The 19,069-nt window shown below is 58.8% G+C and carries 17 protein-coding genes; 16 read left to right on the forward strand and 1 reads right to left on the reverse strand.

What is annotated here, in order from left to right:
- The 12 genes from olsA to AC1Q5O_RS21125 all read left to right on the forward strand — a co-directional run bounded on the left by olsA (window position 1) and on the right by AC1Q5O_RS21125 (window position 12,646).
- Window positions 1-867 (forward strand): lyso-ornithine lipid O-acyltransferase, encoded by an 867-nt coding sequence (gene olsA / locus AC1Q5O_RS21070; protein ID WP_492565834.1) that lies wholly within the window; start codon window positions 1-3, stop codon window positions 865-867.
- A gap of 9 nt (window positions 868-876) precedes the next feature.
- Window positions 877-2,316, forward strand: a complete 1,440-nt coding sequence (gene miaB, locus AC1Q5O_RS21075) for a tRNA (N6-isopentenyl adenosine(37)-C2)-methylthiotransferase MiaB (RefSeq protein ID WP_492565669.1) — start codon at window positions 877-879, stop codon at window positions 2,314-2,316.
- 31 nt (window positions 2,317-2,347) lie between these two features.
- Window positions 2,348-3,367 (forward strand): PhoH family protein, encoded by a 1,020-nt coding sequence (locus tag AC1Q5O_RS21080; protein WP_463011880.1) that lies wholly within the window; start codon window positions 2,348-2,350, stop codon window positions 3,365-3,367.
- Between the two features lie 161 nt (window positions 3,368-3,528).
- Window positions 3,529-4,026, forward strand: coding sequence for an rRNA maturation RNase YbeY (gene ybeY / locus AC1Q5O_RS21085; RefSeq protein ID WP_492565672.1), 498 nt, complete (start codon window positions 3,529-3,531; stop codon window positions 4,024-4,026).
- Window positions 4,027-4,031: 5 nt separating this feature from the next.
- On the forward strand, window positions 4,032-5,120 hold the full coding sequence (locus tag AC1Q5O_RS21090) for a hemolysin family protein (protein ID WP_346305927.1): 1,089 nt from the start codon (window positions 4,032-4,034) through the stop codon (window positions 5,118-5,120).
- Between the two features lie 57 nt (window positions 5,121-5,177).
- On the forward strand, window positions 5,178-6,767 hold the full coding sequence (gene lnt, locus AC1Q5O_RS21095; RefSeq protein ID WP_492565675.1) for an apolipoprotein N-acyltransferase: 1,590 nt from the start codon (window positions 5,178-5,180) through the stop codon (window positions 6,765-6,767).
- 100 nt (window positions 6,768-6,867) lie between these two features.
- Window positions 6,868-7,287 carry a helix-turn-helix domain-containing protein gene (locus AC1Q5O_RS21100; RefSeq protein WP_223612073.1) on the forward strand — a complete coding sequence of 140 codons (420 nt, stop codon included), beginning with the start codon at window positions 6,868-6,870 and terminating at the stop codon, window positions 7,285-7,287.
- Between the two features lie 165 nt (window positions 7,288-7,452).
- On the forward strand, window positions 7,453-8,718 hold the full coding sequence (gene metK, locus AC1Q5O_RS21105) for a methionine adenosyltransferase (protein WP_199537979.1): 1,266 nt from the start codon (window positions 7,453-7,455) through the stop codon (window positions 8,716-8,718).
- Window positions 8,719-8,740: 22 nt separating this feature from the next.
- A complete protein-coding gene (gene trmB / locus AC1Q5O_RS21110) occupies window positions 8,741-9,448 on the forward strand; it encodes a tRNA (guanine(46)-N(7))-methyltransferase TrmB (protein ID WP_492565677.1) in 708 nt (235 codons plus the stop codon).
- 236 nt (window positions 9,449-9,684) lie between these two features.
- Complete coding sequence (locus AC1Q5O_RS21115) at window positions 9,685-10,635, forward strand: Bug family tripartite tricarboxylate transporter substrate binding protein (RefSeq protein ID WP_492565679.1); 951 nt, start codon at window positions 9,685-9,687, stop codon at window positions 10,633-10,635.
- Window positions 10,632-11,114: a tripartite tricarboxylate transporter TctB family protein gene (locus AC1Q5O_RS21120; protein WP_288191781.1), complete on the forward strand. Its 483-nt coding sequence runs from the start codon at window positions 10,632-10,634 to the stop codon at window positions 11,112-11,114. The genes AC1Q5O_RS21115 and AC1Q5O_RS21120 overlap by 4 nt, the downstream gene beginning before the upstream one ends.
- 14 nt (window positions 11,115-11,128) lie before the next feature.
- A complete protein-coding gene (locus AC1Q5O_RS21125) occupies window positions 11,129-12,646 on the forward strand; it encodes a tripartite tricarboxylate transporter permease (RefSeq protein ID WP_463011878.1) in 1,518 nt (505 codons plus the stop codon).
- 28 nt (window positions 12,647-12,674) lie between these two features.
- Here AC1Q5O_RS21125 and AC1Q5O_RS21130 read toward each other — a convergent pair whose 3' ends face one another.
- Window positions 12,675-12,839 (reverse strand): hypothetical protein, encoded by a 165-nt coding sequence (locus AC1Q5O_RS21130; protein WP_165403430.1) that lies wholly within the window; start codon window positions 12,837-12,839, stop codon window positions 12,675-12,677.
- A 412-nt stretch (window positions 12,840-13,251) separates the two neighbouring features.
- Between AC1Q5O_RS21130 and rimP the strand changes: the two genes are divergently transcribed.
- From rimP to infB, 4 genes are all read left to right on the forward strand, one after another.
- A complete protein-coding gene (gene rimP / locus AC1Q5O_RS21135) occupies window positions 13,252-13,914 on the forward strand; it encodes a ribosome maturation factor RimP (RefSeq protein WP_492565682.1) in 663 nt (220 codons plus the stop codon).
- Window positions 13,915-13,977: 63 nt separating this feature from the next.
- Window positions 13,978-15,579 (forward strand): transcription termination factor NusA, encoded by a 1,602-nt coding sequence (gene nusA, locus AC1Q5O_RS21140; RefSeq protein WP_492565684.1) that lies wholly within the window; start codon window positions 13,978-13,980, stop codon window positions 15,577-15,579.
- Between the two features lie 31 nt (window positions 15,580-15,610).
- Complete coding sequence (locus AC1Q5O_RS21145) at window positions 15,611-16,252, forward strand: RNA-binding protein (protein WP_374042649.1); 642 nt, start codon at window positions 15,611-15,613, stop codon at window positions 16,250-16,252.
- Window positions 16,249-19,020 (forward strand): translation initiation factor IF-2, encoded by a 2,772-nt coding sequence (gene infB, locus AC1Q5O_RS21150; RefSeq protein WP_464662510.1) that lies wholly within the window; start codon window positions 16,249-16,251, stop codon window positions 19,018-19,020. Before AC1Q5O_RS21145 ends, infB begins: the two co-directional genes overlap by 4 nt.
- Window positions 19,021-19,069 lie beyond the last annotated feature (49 nt).

The raw sequence follows: 19,069 nt of genomic DNA on the forward strand, positions 1-19,069 counted from the left end.
ATGTCCTGGGTCCGTTTTACTGTCACGGCAACGGCTTTTGCGCTGGTCACCCTGATCTCGGTGCCATTGCAGTACTTTTTCCTCAAGGCCGGCTGGGGCTTGCGCAAGCGGTTTCCGATTTTCTATCACCGCATCGTCGCCAAACTGCTTGGCTTGCGCATCCACATGCATGGGGACATGGCAACGCAGCGCCCGCTGCTGCTGGCGGCAAACCACGCATCGTGGACCGATATCGTGGTGCTGGGGGCGCTCAAGGAATTGTCCTTCATCGCCAAGATCGAAGTGGCGAGCTGGCCACTGTTCGGCATGCTCTCCAAACTGCAGCGCTCCGTCTTCGTGGAGAGGGAAAAGCGCGGCAAGACCCATGATCAGGCGAGCGAGATTGCAACGCGTCTGGCCGCCGGTGATGTCATGGTGCTGTTTGCCGAGGGAACCACGTCCGACGGCAATCGTGTCCTGCCCTTCAAGACGTCGCTTTTCGGTGCCGCCCAGGTGGCAATCCGCGAAACCAGCGTGGAAACAGTGACGGTGCAACCCGTAGCGATTGCCTATACGCGGGTGCACGGCGTGCCGATGGGCCGCTTCCATCGCCCGATCATTTCCTGGCCGGGCGACGTGCCGCTGGGACCGAGCCTGATCGGGCTTTTGAAGGACGGTGCGATCGATGTCGATGTCTGGTTCGGCGAACCGATGACCATCGACAGCAAGACAAACCGCAAGATGCTGGCACGGTTGATGGAGAAGCGGGTGAGGGAGATGATGTTGTCGTCGCTCCTTGGCCGGGATCTTGTCGCGGCGGCAGGAGAAACGCCGGAGTCAGCCATTCCGGGTGACTCTGCTATTCTCAAAGGCGTCAAAAAGCTTTAGAAGCCTCGCATGGACGATATCAGCACCTCGCATAAACCGGACGAGACATCCGGAACCGTACCCATTTCGCCAGCACTTGCGAACACGCGCAAGGTCTATGTGAAGACCTATGGCTGCCAGATGAATGTCTATGACAGCCAGCGTATGACGGACAGTCTGGCGGCGGAAGGCTACAGCCCCACTGATACGGCGGAGGACGCCGATCTGGTGTTGATCAACACCTGTCATATTCGCGAGAAAGCCTCCGAAAAACTCTATTCAGCGCTCGGCCGCCTGCGCAAGATGAAGGACGCCCGCGCCAAAGAAGGCCGCGAGCTGACCGTCGGTGTTGCCGGTTGCGTGGCGCAGGCGGAAGGCGATGAGATCACCCGCCGCGCGCCGGTGGTGGATCTGGTGGTCGGTCCGCAGACCTATCATCGCCTGCCGCAGGCGCTTGCCCGTGTGCGGCAGGGCGAGCGGGTCGTCGAGACGGAATATGCGATCGAAGACAAGTTCGAGCATCTGCCGGCTCCCCGCAAGGAGCAAACAAGAAGCCGTGGTGTGACGGCTTTTTTGACTGTCCAGGAGGGGTGCGACAAGTTTTGCACATTCTGCGTGGTGCCCTATACCCGCGGTTCAGAAGTCTCGCGGCCAGTCGCGCAGATCTTGAAGGAAGCCGAAAAGCTGGCTGATGCCGGTGTGCGCGAACTGACTCTGCTCGGTCAGAACGTCAATGCCTGGCATGGCGAAGGCGCCGACGGGCGCGAGTGGGGATTGGGCGAGCTGCTCTACCGGCTGGCTGAGGTGCCTGGCATTGCGCGCCTGCGCTACGTGACCAGCCATCCGCGCGATATGGACGACACGCTGATCCATGCCCACCGTGACCTGCCGATGCTCATGCCCTATCTGCATCTGCCGGTACAGGCTGGGTCGGACCGCATTCTCAAGGCCATGAACCGCAGGCATACAGCTGCGGAATATGTGCGGCTGATCAACCGGATTCGCGAGGCGCGCTCGGACATTGCCCTTTCCGGGGATTTCATCGTCGGCTTTCCCGGCGAGACCGACGAGGATTTCGAAGCGACACTGCAGATCGTGCGCGACGTCACCTATGCCGCGGCTTATTCGTTCAAATACTCGCCCCGCCCCGGCACGCCCGGTGCGGATATGGAAGACCATGTCCCTGAAGCCGTGAAGGACGAAAGATTGCAGCGCCTGCAGGCACTGCTGTCCGAACAGCAATATGCATTCCAGCGCAGTCTGGTCGGTCAAACCATGGACGTGCTGATCGAAAAGGCCGGGCGGGAACCCGGACAGATGGTTGGCCGATCTCCCTGGTTACAACCTGTAATTATCGATGTACATGGCGGGGAAATCGGCGACATAATCAGCGTACGAATCATCAGCACGGGAACCAACAGCCTGATTGGGGTTCGTGAGATGGAAACGACGAGCGACGGGACTATATAAGCACTGAACACCTTTTGGTAAGGAGAGCCGATTGACCGCCACCGAAAAGCTGAAACCCGCTCCGTCAGGGGCCTCGGATCTGGCGCATATCGTACTGACATTCGACAATAACCGGCTGGCAAGCGCCTTGTTCGGTCAGTTCGACGAGAACCTTGCCCGCATCGAGCAGAAGTTGGGTGTCGATGTCCGCTCCAAGGGAAACCAGCTTGCGATTCGCGGTGAACCGGGCGCGACCGAACAGGCCCGAAGAGCCCTCGATCAGCTCTATGAACAGCTGCAGAAGGGCCACGATATTTCGGCATCCGATGTGGATGGCGCATTGCGCATGGCTATTGCCGCCGACGATCAACTGACGCTTCCCAGCATGGAAAACAAGAGCAAGATGGCTGCAGCCCAGATATCGACCCGCAAGAAGACGATTTTTGCCCGCACGCCAACACAGGATGCCTATATGCGGGCAATGGACCGCTCGGAAATGGTGTTCGGCGTCGGCCCTGCCGGTACCGGCAAGACCTATCTGGCCGTTGCCCATGCCGCCATGCTTCTGGAGCGTGGCCTGGTGGACCGGATCATTCTGTCGCGTCCGGCCGTGGAGGCTGGTGAACGTCTTGGCTTCCTGCCCGGCGATATGAAGGAAAAGGTCGATCCGTATCTGCGGCCGCTTTATGATGCGCTGTATGACATGATGCCCGCCGACAAGGTAGAGCGGGCCATTGCTGCCGGTGTCATCGAAATTGCACCGCTGGCTTTCATGCGCGGACGCACGCTGGCGCATTCTGCCATCATTCTTGACGAGGCGCAGAACACGACAGCGATGCAGATGAAGATGTTTCTCACCCGCCTTGGTGAAAACGGACGCATGATCATCACCGGTGATCCCAGTCAGGTCGATCTTCCTCCTGGCCAGAAATCCGGTCTGGTTGAAGCGCTGAGAATTCTCGACGGCGTCAGCGGGATTGTCACAGTCCGCTTCTCGGATGTGGACGTTGTCCGCCATCCGCTTGTTGCGGCAATCGTCCGTGCCTACGACAAGGAAGGCGCCAAGCCCTGAGATATTTCGATCACTTCATCCCGTTGGCGGTCTGATGCGATTTTCTGCACTTCCGGCGTTTATGGACTACAATGTCCACGGCGCTCCGGTTCTTGAAAACCGCATTATCCGACTCAACGGGCTGAGTGCTCGAAAGATATCCAACGCTTGATGGTACAATTTTGATCGATACCGATATTCTCGTTGAAACCGACGGCTGGCCCGAGGAGGCCACCCTGCAGGCGCTTGCCGAAAAGGCCATTGCTGCTGCATGGCAGACATTGGATGGCGGCCCGCAACCGGTGAGTGAACTCAGCCTCGTCTTCACCGACGATGCGGCGATCCGCGAACTCAACAATGACTGGCGCGACAAGGACAAGCCAACCAATGTGCTGTCATTCCCCGCCTTTCCGATCAAGCCCGGCCAGAAACCCGGCCCCATGCTCGGCGACATCGTCATCGCTCGGGAAACGGTCGAGCGTGAAGCTGCCGATGAACAGAAACCTTTCGACCATCATTTGACGCATCTGATCGTGCACGGCTTTTTGCATCTGCTGGGCTATGATCATATTATCGAGAGCGAAGCGGAAGAGATGGAAGATCTGGAGCGTAAAATTCTCGCGCATCTTGCCATTCCCGACCCATATGCGCTATCGGTCACTGACGATCAATCCGATTGAGGACCATGTCTGACACGTCGCACCAGAACGATCCTGCCGCGCCCGCCAAGGGCATAACCGGGCAGGAGAGTGACGCCGAGGGGCAAAGTAGCACCAGAGCGCCCGCAACCGAAAAGCGCTCGCTTCTCACTGCAATTTTTCCATTTCTGCGCGCTCGCCCGGGCACATCCCTGCGAGAGGATATCGATGCGGCGCTGGCGGGCACGGATAATGGCGATACGGCGTTTTCGCCGGAAGAACGCGCCATGCTTCACAACATCCTGCGCCTGCGCGAATTGCGCGTGGAGGATGTGATGATCCCCCGCGCCGATATCGAGGCGGTCGATATCACCACGACTCTTGGCGATCTGCTGGAGGTTTTCGAAAAATCTGGCCATTCGCGCATGCCGGTTTTCGCGGAAACCCTGGATGATCCGCGTGGCATGGTGCATATCCGTGATGTGGTCAATTACATCACCAAGATTTCCAGGGTGAAGACCCAGCGCCGAACTTCGGCGAAGGCACCCAAGGCGCCGGCTGCTGCCAAGTTTGATCTGGGCAATGTCGAGCTGACCAAGACCATTGCAGAGCTCAGTCTCATGCGGCCGATCCTTTTCGTGCCGCCCTCGATGCTTGCCAATGACCTGATGGGCCGTATGCAGGCACAACGCATTCAGATCGCGCTGGTTATCGATGAGTACGGCGGGACCGACGGCCTGGTGTCGCTGGAAGATATCGTCGAAATGGTCGTCGGCAATATTGAAGACGAGCACGACGACGACGAAGTGATGATCATGGAGGAGCCGGAAGGCGTCTTCATCGCCGATGCCCGCGCCGATCTTGAAGAGGTCGCCGGAAAGATCGGGCCCGGCTTTGTCGTTGGCGAGCATGGCGAAGACGTCGACACGGTCGGCGGTCTGATCTTCTCGATTCTTGGGCGTATTCCCGTGCGCGGCGAGATGGTCCAGGCGGTTCCGGGTTATGAGTTCCATGTGCTCGAGGCCGACCCGCGCCGTATCCGCAAGGTTCGCATCGTGCCGCTGCGCCATGCCGAGCGCCGCCCGCGCGCTCCGCGTCCGGGCGCGGCGGATGAACCCGCTGAAATGGACGAATGATTGGCGCAAGTCTCACCCGCTTATACTGACGAAAAATCACCGAGGGTGGGGCATGGCATGATCCAGCGTCTGGCCGGAAAAATCATCCTGCTGTGGGGATGGAAGCGTGTTGCGCTGGCATTTTTCATGGGTGCGCTGGCCAGTTTCGCGCTGCCGCCCTATGATTTTTTTGCCGTCTGCTTCATCTCCTTTCCGGTTCTTGTCTGGCTGATTGACGGTGCCGTGGACAATGCGGGCGCCGGGCCTCTCCGCAGGCTTTGGCCGGCTGCCATGATTGGCTGGTGGTTTGGTTTCGGCTATTTCGTCTTTGGCCTCTGGTGGCTGGGGAATGCACTGCTGGTGGATGCTGCCGGCTTTGCCTGGGCAATTCCGCTTGCCGTGCTTGGACTGCCGGCCGTTCTCGCCGTTTTCTACGCTTTTGCCGCAGCGTTGGCCCGACTGTTCTGGAGTGAAGGGATGGGCCGTGTTCTATCGCTGGCGTTTGCCTTCGGTATCACCGAGTGGCTGCGTTCCATTGTGCTCACCGGTTTCCCCTGGAATGCGATCGGTTATGCGGCGATGCCGGTTCCCGTTCTCATGCAGTCATCGGTTTTTGTCGGCCTCCTGGGCATGAATGCGCTGGCCGTCGCGGTGTTTTCCATGCCTGCCCTGCTTGCTGGCCGCCGCGATATCAGAACGGGCCTGGTTGTCGCGCTGATCCTGGTGTGCGCCCATGCGGGTTACGGGTTTTACAGGCTGCAGACGGCCAGCCTTGTCGCAAAGGGCCCCAATGTTCGTATCGTTCAGCCGTCGATCGCGCAGGATCTGAAGTTTGACGTGGAAGCACGCCGCGATATTCTTGATAAATATCTCGCCATGAGCCGCAAGCCGCCACGATCCGATGCCCCGGCACCCGACGTGATTGTCTGGCCGGAAACAGCGGTCCCCTATATCCTGACGAGAACACCCGACGCGTTGCGGGCCATTGCCGGAATGCTGGAAGAGGGGCAAGTCCTGCTCGCCGGGGCCGTGCGGATGGAGGAGCCGGGAGGCAATCAGCCGCCGCTGTATTACAACACGATCTACAGCATCAATGATGCCGGCGAGATTACCGGTGCTGCCGACAAGGTGCATCTGGTTCCGTTCGGGGAATATCTGCCGCTCGAAGGCATTCTGCGCAGCCTCGGTTTGAACGAAATTGCTGGAATGCCTGGCGGGTTTACCGCAGGCGCTTCCAAGCAGTCGCTCAAAGTGAACGACAATCTCACGGCTTTGCCGCTCATCTGCTATGAAGCGATCTTTCCGGCTGAAATGGGGTATCAGGGGCCGGTGGCCGACGCGATCATCAATGTGACCAATGATGCATGGTACGGCGATACGCCAGGTCCATATCAGCACTTCCGCCAGGCGCAATTGCGCGCGGTCGAGCAGGGTTTGCCGCTTGTCCGTGCCGCCAACAATGGACTATCAGCGGTTGTCGATCCCTACGGTCGAATCATCGATGCCCTGGCACTGAATGCAGTGGGTGTGGTCGATGTGGCGCTTCCCGGTAGGGTTCAACTACCATTAAGTGAAGGCTTACGCAGATTTCAATTTCTGATTGTACTCGGTCTGCTTTTTGCCGCCGTACTGGCGTATTTTTATCGGGATAGAAGGCGTCTCGGTTGACTTTTTTACCTTTGCCCTGTCGAATACCGTTATATTTGGTCTGTTGATACATTGATGATAAAATTAGTTTTCAGCCCCATTTCATACGAATGAGATTTTCATGCCCGATAATAAAAAGCGACCGAACCCAGTTGACGTCCACGTGGGCGCCCGAATCCGTCTGCGCCGGAACATGGTTGGCCTCAGCCAGGAAAGACTAGGCGATAGCCTGGGAATTACATTTCAGCAAATTCAAAAATACGAGAAGGGTGTCAACCGGGTAGGTGCCAGCCGTCTGCAAGCGATTGGCAACGTTCTCAACGTACCCGTCACGTTTTTCTTTGATGATATGCCCGACCAGCCGGAGAAGGTGCAGGGGTTCGAGGAGGAAAGTGACAACACATACGTGGTGGGCTTTCTCAACAGCTCCGAGGGGATACAGCTTGCGCGTGCCTTCGCCAAGATCGGCGACCCGAAGATTCGCCGGAAAATCCTCGATCTGGTGCGGACATTGAGTCACGAAGAAGATCCCGAAGGATAGATTCCCGTTAGCCTGCCGATCTTTCCGTTCAAACAGTAGAAAAATTCTTCCAATGCTGTTTGTTTGAAAACGAAAGCGATTGACTGAATCCTTGGACCTTGGCAAACACTACGCAGGCTCGTTCCCTGTGGAATGGGCGTACGTTTGTTTCAAGAGGGGTTTCCCGTGACACGCAGTTCCTATCTTTTTACCAGTGAGTCTGTATCGGAAGGTCATCCAGATAAGGTTTGCGACCGTATTTCCGATGAAATCGTCGACATGATTTATAAGGAAGCAAAGAAAACGGGTGTTGATCCGTGGACTGTGCGTATTGCCTGTGAAACCTTGGCAACGACCAACCGGGTTGTTATTGCCGGTGAAGTGCGTGTCCCCGACACGCTGCTCAAGAAGGACAAGAACGGCGCTGTTGTTCATGACGCCAAGGGTCATCCGGTCATCAATCCCTCCCGCTTCCGCGCTGCCGCCCGCCGTGCGATCCGCGATATCGGCTATGAGCAGGATGGCTTCAGCTGGAAGACTGCAAAGATTGACGTGCTGCTGCATCCGCAGTCGGCCGACATTGCGCAGGGCGTCGACAATGCGTCTGACCGTCAGGGTGAAGAGGGTGCAGGCGACCAGGGTATCATGTTCGGCTATGCCTGCCGGGAAACACCGGACCTGATGCCGGCTCCGATCTATTATTCGCACAAGATTCTCGAGCTTCTCGCCGCTGCCCGCCACAAGGGCGAGGGCGAGGCCGGCCGGCTTGGCCCCGATGCCAAGAGCCAGGTGACGGTTCGTTACGTCGATGGTGTAGCGGCGGAAGCGACGCAGATCGTTCTTTCGACGCAGCATCTGGATGCCAGCTGGGATTCCAAGAAGGTTCGCAAGGTCGTTGAACCCTACATCCGTGAAGCGCTGGGCGATCTCAAGATTGCCGACAATTGCGTCTGGTACATCAACCCGACCGGCAAGTTTGTCATCGGCGGACCGGACGGCGATGCAGGGTTGACAGGTCGCAAGATCATCGTGGACACCTACGGCGGCGCGGCGCCCCATGGCGGCGGTGCTTTCTCCGGCAAGGACACCACCAAGGTTGACCGCTCTGCTGCCTATGCGGCACGCTATCTCGCCAAGAATGTCGTCGCCGCCGGCTTTGCCGATCGCTGCACGATCCAGCTGTCCTATGCCATCGGCGTAGCCCAGCCTCTGTCGGTCTATGTTGACCTGCATGGCACCGGCAAGGTGAATGAAGACGCCGTGGAAGCTGCCCTGCGCAAGGTCATGGACCTGTCGCCGACGGGCATCCGCAAGCATCTTGACCTGAACAAGCCGATCTACGCCAAGACATCCGCCTATGGCCATTTCGGCCGCAAGCCCGGTCGTGACGGTTCGTTCTCGTGGGAAAAGACCGATCTGGCCAAGCAGTTGAAGAGTGCACTGGCTGCGTAAGCAGCCAGTTTGATTGAAGATGATGACAGAGACAGAAGAGCCCAGGCGCGAGCGCTCAACGGAAGCGTTTTTCGGCAGACGCAATGGCAAGACACTGCGGCCCCTGCAACGCTCCATCCGCGACGAGTTGTTGCCGCTGCTGAAACTGGATCTGTCGGAACCTGCACCCGGCGACCTTCGCAGTCTTTTTACTGCGGAGGTCGACAAGGTCCGGCTCGAAATCGGCTTTGGCGGTGGCGAGCACCTGCTGCATGAAGCTGCCCGCTTTCCCAAGTCCGGCTTTATCGGTGTCGAGCCTTTCGTCAACAGCATGGCAAAGCTGGTTGTCGATCTGCACGAAAATCCCCTGCAGAACATTCGCCTGTACGATGACGATGCAACGCAGGTCCTGGACTGGCTGCCGGACGCATCGCTTGACGGTATCGATCTGTTTTATCCGGATCCTTGGCCGAAAAAGAAACATTGGAAGCGCCGTTTCGTCAGCCAGAAGAACCTTGACCGTTTTGCCCGGGTGTTGAAGCCGGGCAGCCCGTTCCGTTTTGCATCGGATATCGATACTTACGTCAACTGGACATTGCAGCATTGCCGCGCTCATGGCGCGTTCGCGTGGCAGGCCGAGACATCCGCCGACTGGCACACGCCCTATGAGGCCTGGCCCGGCACCCGCTATGAGCAGAAAGCGCATCGCGAAGGGCGTGTCGGTGCCTACCTGACTTTTTCACGCCGCTGATTTGCCGATCCGGCCGATATTGGCCGGTCTTCCCCAATACGTGACAGCTTCCAGACAGTTTTCTCCTGTCAATCTGAGCATGAGGAGACCGCTGGGAGGCTGTCCTATAGTGTATTGGTGTACGTTGAATTGCGCGCTTGGCGTCAGTTCACGACTTTGACTGTTGCCGCCTCCCGGCTTCTTCAAAGAACCAGCAAAAACAGACGGCGGAATGCTGTCACGGGAGGATTTCTACAATGCGTAAAATGTTGCTTGCTTTCGCTGCTGCCGGCGCGATGATTGTGTCGGGTTCGGCCTTTGCTGCCGATTACAAGATCATGGCACCGGCTGCCCCCGGTGGTGGCTGGGATCAGACCGCCCGCACCATCCAGTCCGTGCTGCAGGATGAGAAGATTTCCGGAAGCGTTCAGGTGGTCAATGTTCCCGGCGCCGGCGGCACCATTGGTCTTGCCCAGTTTGCCAATTCGGCAAAAGGCGATCCGGCGCAGCTGATCGTCGGCGGTTACGTCATGGTCGGCGCCATCCTGACCAATGCGTCGCCGGTCAATCTCAGCCAGGTTACTCCCATCGCCCGGCTGACCGGCGAATTCGAAGCGCTGGTTGTCCCCGCATCGTCGCCCATCAAGAACATGGCCGATCTCGTGGAAAAGCTGAAGTCCGATCCAGGTTCGGTGTCGTGGGGCGGCGGCTCGGCTGGCGGTACGGACCACATCACGGCGGGCCTGATCGCCAAGGCAGCGGGTGTTGACCCGACCAAGGTCAATTATATCGCTTTCTCCGGCGGCGGCGAAGCGCTGGCTGCCATTCTCGGCAATCAGGTGACGGTGGGCATTTCCGGTTATGGTGAATTCGAATCGCAGATCAAGGCTGGTACGCTGCGTATTATCGGCATTTCCAGCGATGCGAAGGTAGCGGGCGTCGATGCACCGACGTTCAAGGAGGGCGGCATTGATGTGGCCATCCAGAACTGGCGCATGGTTGCCGCGGCCCCCGGCATTTCCAAAGAACAGGAAGCTGTGATCAGCGCCGATGTCGAGAAGATGGTGAAGTCGAAGGCGTGGCAGGATCAGCTTGCCACCAAGGGTTGGGCAGACACCTATCTTGCCGGTGATGCGTTCAAGACGCAGCTGGCGAAGGATACCGAAGCAACATCGGCAATCCTGAAAGATATCGGCCTTGTAAAATGACAAACAACGTGTCTGCATCCGCAACGCGCCGCCCTGACCGGGCGGCGCTTGTTATAGCCGTCGTTCTCGCCCTGGTTGCGGCTGTCATTGTCTACAGCACCGCGACCGCCCACGGCGGAAGCACCACGCGTATTGGCCCCGGCGCATTTCCCTACACCATATCCGGCTGCCTTTTCGTGCTGTCCGTCTGGACCGGCATTGAAGCCTGGCGCGGGGATTTTCCCGAGCGCGAGGCGCAGGAGTTTGGCCCTGTCATCTGGATTGTCGGCGGGCTTGCCGCGCAGATGCTGCTCCTGAACACGGTCGGCTTTTCCATTGCAACCGGCATATTGTTTGCAGCGACAGCCCGCGGTTTTGGCAAAAGGCCGCTGTGGATGACCATTCCGATCGGGATCGCCCTTTCTTTCGTCGTCTGGATCATTTTCGCCAAGGGGCTGCAATTGTCGCTTCCTGCCGGGCCGCTTGAGCACCTCATTTAAAAGGCATCACAGCCATGGATACATTTACACTCCTCGCCCACGGCTTTCTGGTCGCGCTGGAGCCGATGAACCTGTTTTACGCGCTCGTCGGTGTCACGCTCGGTACCGCTGTCGGCGTTCTGCCCGGCATCGGGCCGGCGCTGACGGTGGCGCTGCTTTTGCCGGTCACCTACAAGCTTGACCCGGCGGGTTCGCTCATCATGTTTGCCGGCATTTACTATGGCGGCATGTATGGGGGCTCGACCACGTCGATCCTTTTGAACACGCCGGGGGAAAGCGCTTCCATCGTCACGGCGCTGGAGGGCAACAAGATGGCCCGCGCCGGCCGCGGAGGGCCTGCGCTGGCAACGGCCGCCATCGGTTCCTTCGTTGCCGGCCTGATCGCAACGCTTGGGCTTGCGCTGATTGCGCCGACAATCGTCAAATTTGCCCTGTCGTTCGGTCCGGCCGAGTATTTTGCCCTGATGATCCTGGCGTTCATGACCGTATCCGCCGCCTTTGGCGATTCAACCCTGCGCGGGCTCACGGCGCTCTTTCTCGGCCTTGCCCTCGGATTGGTTGGTATTGACCTCCAGACCGGGCAGGCGCGGCTGGCTTTCGGTATTCCCGACCTTCTGGATGGTGTGGAAGTCACCACTCTTGCTGTTGCCCTGTTTGCAATCGGCGAAACCCTCAGTGTCGCGGCTGCCCGCTACGGCGGGGATGAAAAGATCGAGCCGGTCAAGGGATCGGTGTGGATGAACAGGGAAGACTGGTCGCGGTCATGGAAACCATGGCTGCGTGGCACGGTCATCGGTTTTCCGATCGGCGCCATGCCGGCAGGCGGCGCCGAGATCGGTACATTCCTGTCCTATTCGGTGGAGAAGCAGCTGGCGAAGAAGCCGGAGGAATTTGGCCATGGCGCCATTGAAGGTGTCGCAGGTCCGGAAGCCGCCAACAATGCATCGGCTGCCGGAACACTGGTCCCGCTCTTGACGCTTGGGCTGCCGACGACGGCAACCGCAGCGATCATGCTGGCCGGTTTCCAGCAGTTCGGTCTGCAGCCCGGACCGTTGCTGTTCGCCACCAATCCGCAGATTGTCTGGGGATTGATCGCCAGCCTTCTCGTGGCCAATTTCATGCTGCTGGTGCTGAACCTGCCGATGATCGGGCTTTGGGTGCGCTTGCTGTCCATCCCGAGGCACTGGCTTTATGCCGGCATTCTCGTGTTTGCCACGCTTGGCACCATCGGTGCCAATCCGTCGACATTCGAGCTTGGCATGCTGCTGGCATTCGGTGTCATGGGGTATATTCTGCGCCGGTTCGGTTATCCGATCGCGCCGGTTGTGGTCGGCCTGATCCTCGGGCCGATGGCCGAGCAGCAATTGCGCCGTGCGCTGGCGATCAGCCAGGGCGACGTTACCGTGCTGGTCGGGTCGCCCATTGCGATTATTCTGCTGGTGTTGGCGGTCTGTGCCGTGGTCGTGCCACTGATCTTGCGGGCGCGGGGCAAAGGCAAGGTACTGTCGCAGCTTGCTGCGAACGAGGACTGATCAGCGATCAGCCCAGTCCACCGGGATATTAATTCCGGTGGATCGTGCTGAACTGAACAGGGTCAATGCCAAGATTGCGCAGATCCGACGGGATCGGCTGATGACCGAGGCGTGTTGCAGAAGCAACAGCAACGGCACTGCCGAATACGTTGAGAAAACGGCTGATCTTGTAAGGCATATGTCTCTTGGTCATGGCTCATTCCTTTCGCAGTTATATTGCGATGCAGCATAGATAGGGGAGTTGGTTCGAAAGGGTTAGGCCCCGCAGCGCACGGCAGCCATGCGAAAATGCATTGCGGTGGCATGAATTCGGCATTTTCGGCCCTTACAAAAGCCTGAATCCATTTGTTTGAATGATTTTTGACCAATCCGGCATATCGCTGTTTGAACGGCCGACCCTTGCGGCGCGGGAAGCGGTATGTGCGGCTGCATGCGGCGTTGAAATCGCCGAACTGTGGCGGACGCGCAGAAATTCGTCACAGAGCTTGAAACTCTCCCCTCATTTCGATATATAGAAGTCATATTCTTGGTCGATAGAACAGGGGTGGGTCCACACAGGTCCCGCTCTTTTTTGTTTCTTGGGGCCGAAACAGGGAAAATTCTGCGTGACAGACGGCACCAAAACAGAACACCAAGCGGTTGAAACAACCGCGCATGAAGAGCGCATTATCACCGAGACGGGCGTCGATGCCCGTATTGCCGGTATTATCGAGCCAGTGCTGGAATCCATTGGTTTCCGCCTTGTGCGTGTTCGGCTTTCCGGGCTGAACGGCCTGACCTTGCAGATCATGACCGAACGCTTCGATGGCACCATGACAGTCGAGGATTGCGAGCTGGTCAGCCGGACGATGTCGCCGGTTCTCGATGTGGAAGACCCAATCGACCGTCATTACCACTTGGAAGTATCGTCGCCGGGTATCGATCGCCCGCTGGTGCGCAAGTCGGATTTCAACACGTGGTCCGGTCATGTCGTCAAGGTTGATACTTCTGCGGTTCTGAGCGGGCGCAAGAAATTTCGCGGCCGCATCGCTGCCGTTACCGATGACAGTGTCACGATAGAAAGCGATCAGGCGAGTTATGGTGATGAGCCGGTGATCGAGGTGCCATTCGAGTTGATCTCGGACGCACGGCTCATTTTGACGGACGATCTCATTCGCGATGCCTTGCGTCGCGACAAGGACTTGCGCGAAGGCCGGATTCCCGAGGAGGGCGCCGTAGCGCCTGACGACGCCGAATCCGCTGAGCGGGAACAGACAAAACAGGATTGATCTTCATACGCCGCGGGAGAAGCGGTGCGATGAACCCCCAAGGGGAACTTCAAGGAGAAAGACATGGCAGTCAGTGCAAACAGGCTAGAACTTCTGCAGATCGCCGATGCGGTGGCCCGCGAGAAGTCGATTGACCGCGAGATCGTCATTGCGGCAATGGCCGATGCCATTCAGAAAGCCGCGCGTTCGCGTTACGGTCAGGAAACCAATATCCGCGCCGATATCAATGCCAAGACCGGCGAGATCAAGCTGCAGCGCCTGCTGGAAGTTGTCGAGGATGTTGAAGATCCGGTGACGCAGATCAGCATGGATGCCGCGCGCGACCGCAATCCCGATGCGCAGCCCGGCGATTTCCTTGCCGATCAGCTGCCACCGATGGATTTCGGCCGTATTGCCGCCCAGTCCGCCAAGCAGGTTATCGTGCAGAAGGTGCGTGAAGCCGAGCGTGACCGCCAGTATGACGAATACAAGGATCGTGTCGGCGAAATCATCAACGGCAGCGTCAAGCGCGTCGAATACGGCAATGTGATCGTCGATCTCGGCCGTGGTGAAGCGATTGTCCGCCGCGACGAACTGATCCCGCGCGAGACATTCCGCTACGGTGACCGTGTTCGCGCCTATGTGTATGACGTGCGCCGCGAACAGCGCGGCCCGCAGATTTTCCTGAGCCGCACTCATCCGCAGTTCATGGCGAAGCTGTTCACCATGGAAGTGCCTGAGATTTATGACGGCATCATCGAAATCAAGTCGGTTGCCCGTGATCCCGGCTCGCGCGCCAAGATCGCCGTGATTTCGCGTGATTCCTCGATCGATCCTGTTGGCGCCTGCGTTGGTATGCGCGGCTCGCGCGTTCAGGCGGTTGTCGGTGAACTCCAGGGCGAAAAGATCGACATTATTCCGTGGTCGCCTGAACCGGCGTCCTTCATCGTCAACGCGCTGCAGCCGGCGGAAGTCGCCAAGGTTGTGCTTGATGAAGATGCGGAACGTATTGAAGTTGTGGTTCCGGATGACCAGCTATCCCTGGCAATCGGTCGTCGCGGCCAGAATGTGCGCCTTGCATCGCAGCTGACCGGCTGGGATATCGATATCCTCACCGAGCAGGAAGAGTCGGAACGCCGTCAGAAGGAATTCGTCGAACGCTCCAACCTGTTCATGGAAGCGCTTGATGTCGACGAAATGGTCGGTCAGGTTCTTGCATCGGAAGGTTTTGCCAGTGTCGAGGAAATCGCCTATGTGGATGGCGATGAAATTTCCTCCATCGATGGTTTCGATGAGGAGACGGCAAGCGAAATCCAGCAGCGCGCCCAGGAGTATCTTGGCCGCATCGAAGCTGAACGCGATGCCCGCCGCAAGGAGCTGGGTGTTTCGGACGAACTGCGCGATCTGCCTGGCATGACGAATGCCATTCTGGTTGCCGTCGGCGAAGACGGCGTCAAGACGATTGAAGATTTCGCCGGTTATGCGGTGGATGAACTGACCGGCTGGCGTGAGCGCAAGGATGGTGAGACAATCAACCATTCCGGCATTCTCTCGGCTTTCGAAGTCAGCCGTACCGATGCGGAGCAGATGGTTCTGACAGCGCGCCTCAAGGCCGGCTGGATCACAGAAGACGATCTGGTTGCTGTTGAGACGGATGAAGTGCCGGACGAAGAGGTCGCTGGCTGAGAGCGAGAGGCCTTTGTACGTGGAACCGGAAATGAATGACAGGACATGCATTGTCACGCGCGAAGGCGGTTCTGTCGATGACATGATCCGGTTCGTCGCAAGCCCGGATGGGGCGGTTGTCGCTGATTTGAAGCGCAATCTTCCCGGGCGGGGGTGTTGGGTGAAGGCCCAGCGGCGTTATATTGATGAAGCGGTCAAGCGAAAGCTCTTCCCGCGCGCATTGAAAACCAATGTGACTGTCCCGGACGATTTCGGGTTGGTTGTTGAGCAGATGCTGGTAAAATTCGCGCTTGGCAGTTTTGGGTTGGCGCGCAAGGCCGGTGTTGTGGTAACAGGGGCCGCAAAAGTGGACTCAGCTATCCGCAACGGCACCGCAGCGATGGTTCTTCATGCCCGTGAAGCAGCGGAAGATGGCATCCGCAAGCTTGACCAGGCCCGCCGTTCGGTAGTTTATGCCGGCGGACCGGAAATTCCCGCCCTTTCATTGTTTGAAAGCAGTGAAATGGATTTGGCACTAGGCGGGGTAAATGTGATACATGCTGCCGTACTCAAGGGGAAGGCAGCTGCCGGGTTCGTCGAGCGAGCTTGGCTGCTACAGCATTTTCGCGATGGCCGTACGGATCTGGCCGACGCTAAAGCGGCATCTGCCGCGAAGGAAACGGAAACGGAATGAGCGATACAAAATCGACAGACGACAAGACGCTTGGCGTCAATAAAAAGACCCTGACCCTGAAGCGGCCTGGCGTTGAACAGAGTACTGTGCGTCAGAATTTCAGTCATGGCCGCACGAAGTCTGTTGTCGTTGAAACCAAGAAGCGCAAGTTTAGCCTTCCGGATCAGAAGCCGGAGGTAACGCCGCCTGCTGCGCCTGCACCGGCAACACCGGCGCCCGCATCTGCGGCACCTGCTCCTTCTGCACCGGTTGTGCGCCCGGCGGCTCCCCAGCCGGCCCCTGCACCCGTGCAGGCGACGACATCAAGTGCTGCTCCTGCGCCAGCGCCGCGTCCGGCGGCTCCTGCGCCAAGCACGTCAGCCGCTTCTGCATCCGCGAGCGCGCGTCCCGCTGCTCCGGCGCATTCGCAGCGGCCTGCCCAGCAGCCCTACCGTTCATCGCGTCCGAACGACCGTTCGGGCATGGTGCTGAACACATTGTCGTCCGCCGAGCTTGAAGCCCGCCGCAAGGCACTCGAGGGTTCAAAAGTTCGTGATGCGGAAGATCGTGCGCGTGCGGCTGTCGAAGCTGCCCGCCGTGCGGAGGAAGATGCTTTGCGCGCCAAGGAGCGCGAAGAGTCCGCCCGCCGCCAGGCCGAAGAAGAAGAGCGCCTGCGCAAGGAAGCCGAAGCCAAGCAGCGTTCGGAAGAGGAAGCCCGCAAGCGCCAGCCTGAAACCGCGAAAGCGGCTGAAGATACCGCTGCGCCGAAGGGTGCCGTGCGCAAGCCCGTCGCTGACGAGGAAGAAGAACGTCGTGGTCCTGCGGGTGCCCGCCGTGGCAGCAGTGCCGCTCCGGCCAAGCCGGAAGTGCGCACACCCAAGGTCGTCAAGGGCGAAGACGAGCGTCGTCGCGGCAAGCTCACTCTGGGCACGGCGCTGAACGATGAAGGCCGCAGCCGTTCGCTGTCCGCGATGCGCCGCCGTCAGGAAAAGTTCAAGCGTGGCATGCAGCAGGACACCCGCGAGAAAATTGCGCGCGAAGTCATTCTGCCGGAGACCATCACCATTCAGGAACTTGCACAGCGTATGGCCGAGCGTTCGGTTGACGTCATCAAGTTCCTGATGAAGGAAGGCCAGATGATGAAGCCGGGCGATCTGATCGACGCCGATACGGCTCAGCTGATTGCCGAAGAATTCGGTCATACGGTTCGCCGCGTTGCGGAATCCGACGTTGAAGAAGGTATCTTCAACGTGCAGGACGACGAAGGTGCGTTCGAATCCCGTCCGCCTGTTGTCACGATCATGGGTCACGTCGACCACGGCAAGACATCGCTGCTCGACGCCATCCGCAAGGCCAACGTGGTGTCCGGTGAAGCCGGTGGCATCACCCAGCACATCGGCGCCTATCAGGTCGAGCAGAACGGTCACAAGATCACGTTCATCGATACGCCCGGCCACGCCGCCTTTACAGCGATGCGCGCACGCGGTGCACAGGCCACGGATATTGCTATCCTTGTGGTTGCCGCCGACGACAGCGTGATGCCGCAGACGATTGAATCGATCAACCATGCCAAGGCAGCGGGTGTTCCGATCATCGTGGCGATCAACAAGATCGACAAGCCGTCCGCCGATCCGCAGAAGGTCCGCAATGGCCTGTTGCAGCACGAAGTCTTCGTGGAATCGATGGGCGGTGAAACGCTCGACGTGGAAGTGTCGGCGAAAACCGGTGCCGGTCTCGACAAGCTGCTTGAAACGATCCTGCTCCAGGCTGAAATTCTCGACCTGAAAGCCGATCCTTCACGGACGGCCGAAGGTGTGGTCATTGAAGCGAAGCTCGACCGCGGTCGTGGTTCGGTTGCGACCGTTCTCGTCCAGAAGGGCACATTGCGTCCGGGTGACATCATCGTTGCCGGCAGCGAATGGGGCCGTGTCCGCGCCCTCGTCAATGATCGCGGTGAAACGGTCAAGGAAGTCGGTCCGGCAACGCCGGTCGAGGTTCTGGGTCTTCAGGGTCCGCCACAGGCTGGCGATCGCTTTGCCGTGGTGGAAAACGAAGCCAAGGCCCGCGAGATTTCCGAATACCGCACGCGTCTTGCCCGTGAAAAGGCAGTGGCACGTCAGGCTGGCTCGCGCGGTTCGCTCGAACAGATGATGAGCCAGTTGCAGGTCACCGGCCTGAAGGAATTCCCGCTGCTCATCAAGGGCGACGTGCAGGGTTCCATCGAAGCCATTGCCGGTGCGTTGGACAAGCTCGGAACCGACGAAGTCCGGGCACGCATCATCCATTCGGGTGCTGGCGGCATCACCGAGAGCGATATTGCTCTTGCCGAAGCCTCCAATGCTGCGATCATCGGCTTCAACGTACGTGCCAACAAGCAGGCACGTGACCTGGCCGAGCGCGAAGGCATCGAGATCCGCTACTACAACATCATCTACGATCTGGTGGATGACGTGAAGGCAGCCATGTCGGGCCTGCTGTCGCCGGAACGCCGCGAAACCTTCCTCGGCAATGCGGAGATCCTCGAGGTCTTCAACATTACCAAGGTCGGCAAGGTTGCGGGTTGCCGTGTCACGGAAGGCAAGGTCGAACGTGGTGCAGGCGTACGCCTTATCCGCGACAACGTTGTCATTCACGAAGGCAAGCTCAAGACGCTCAAGCGCTTCAAGGACGAAGTGTCCGAAGTGCCTGCGGGTCAGGAATGCGGTATGGCGTTCGAGAACTATGACGATATTCGCGCAGGCGATACGATCGAAGCGTTCCGCGTCGAACACATTACCCGCACACTTTGACGCCAAGCCCCTGCAAGGGCAGCGTTTAAATCATCGATAACAGGATCGC

This window comes from Phyllobacterium sp. MT110, from assembly GCF_058792715.1.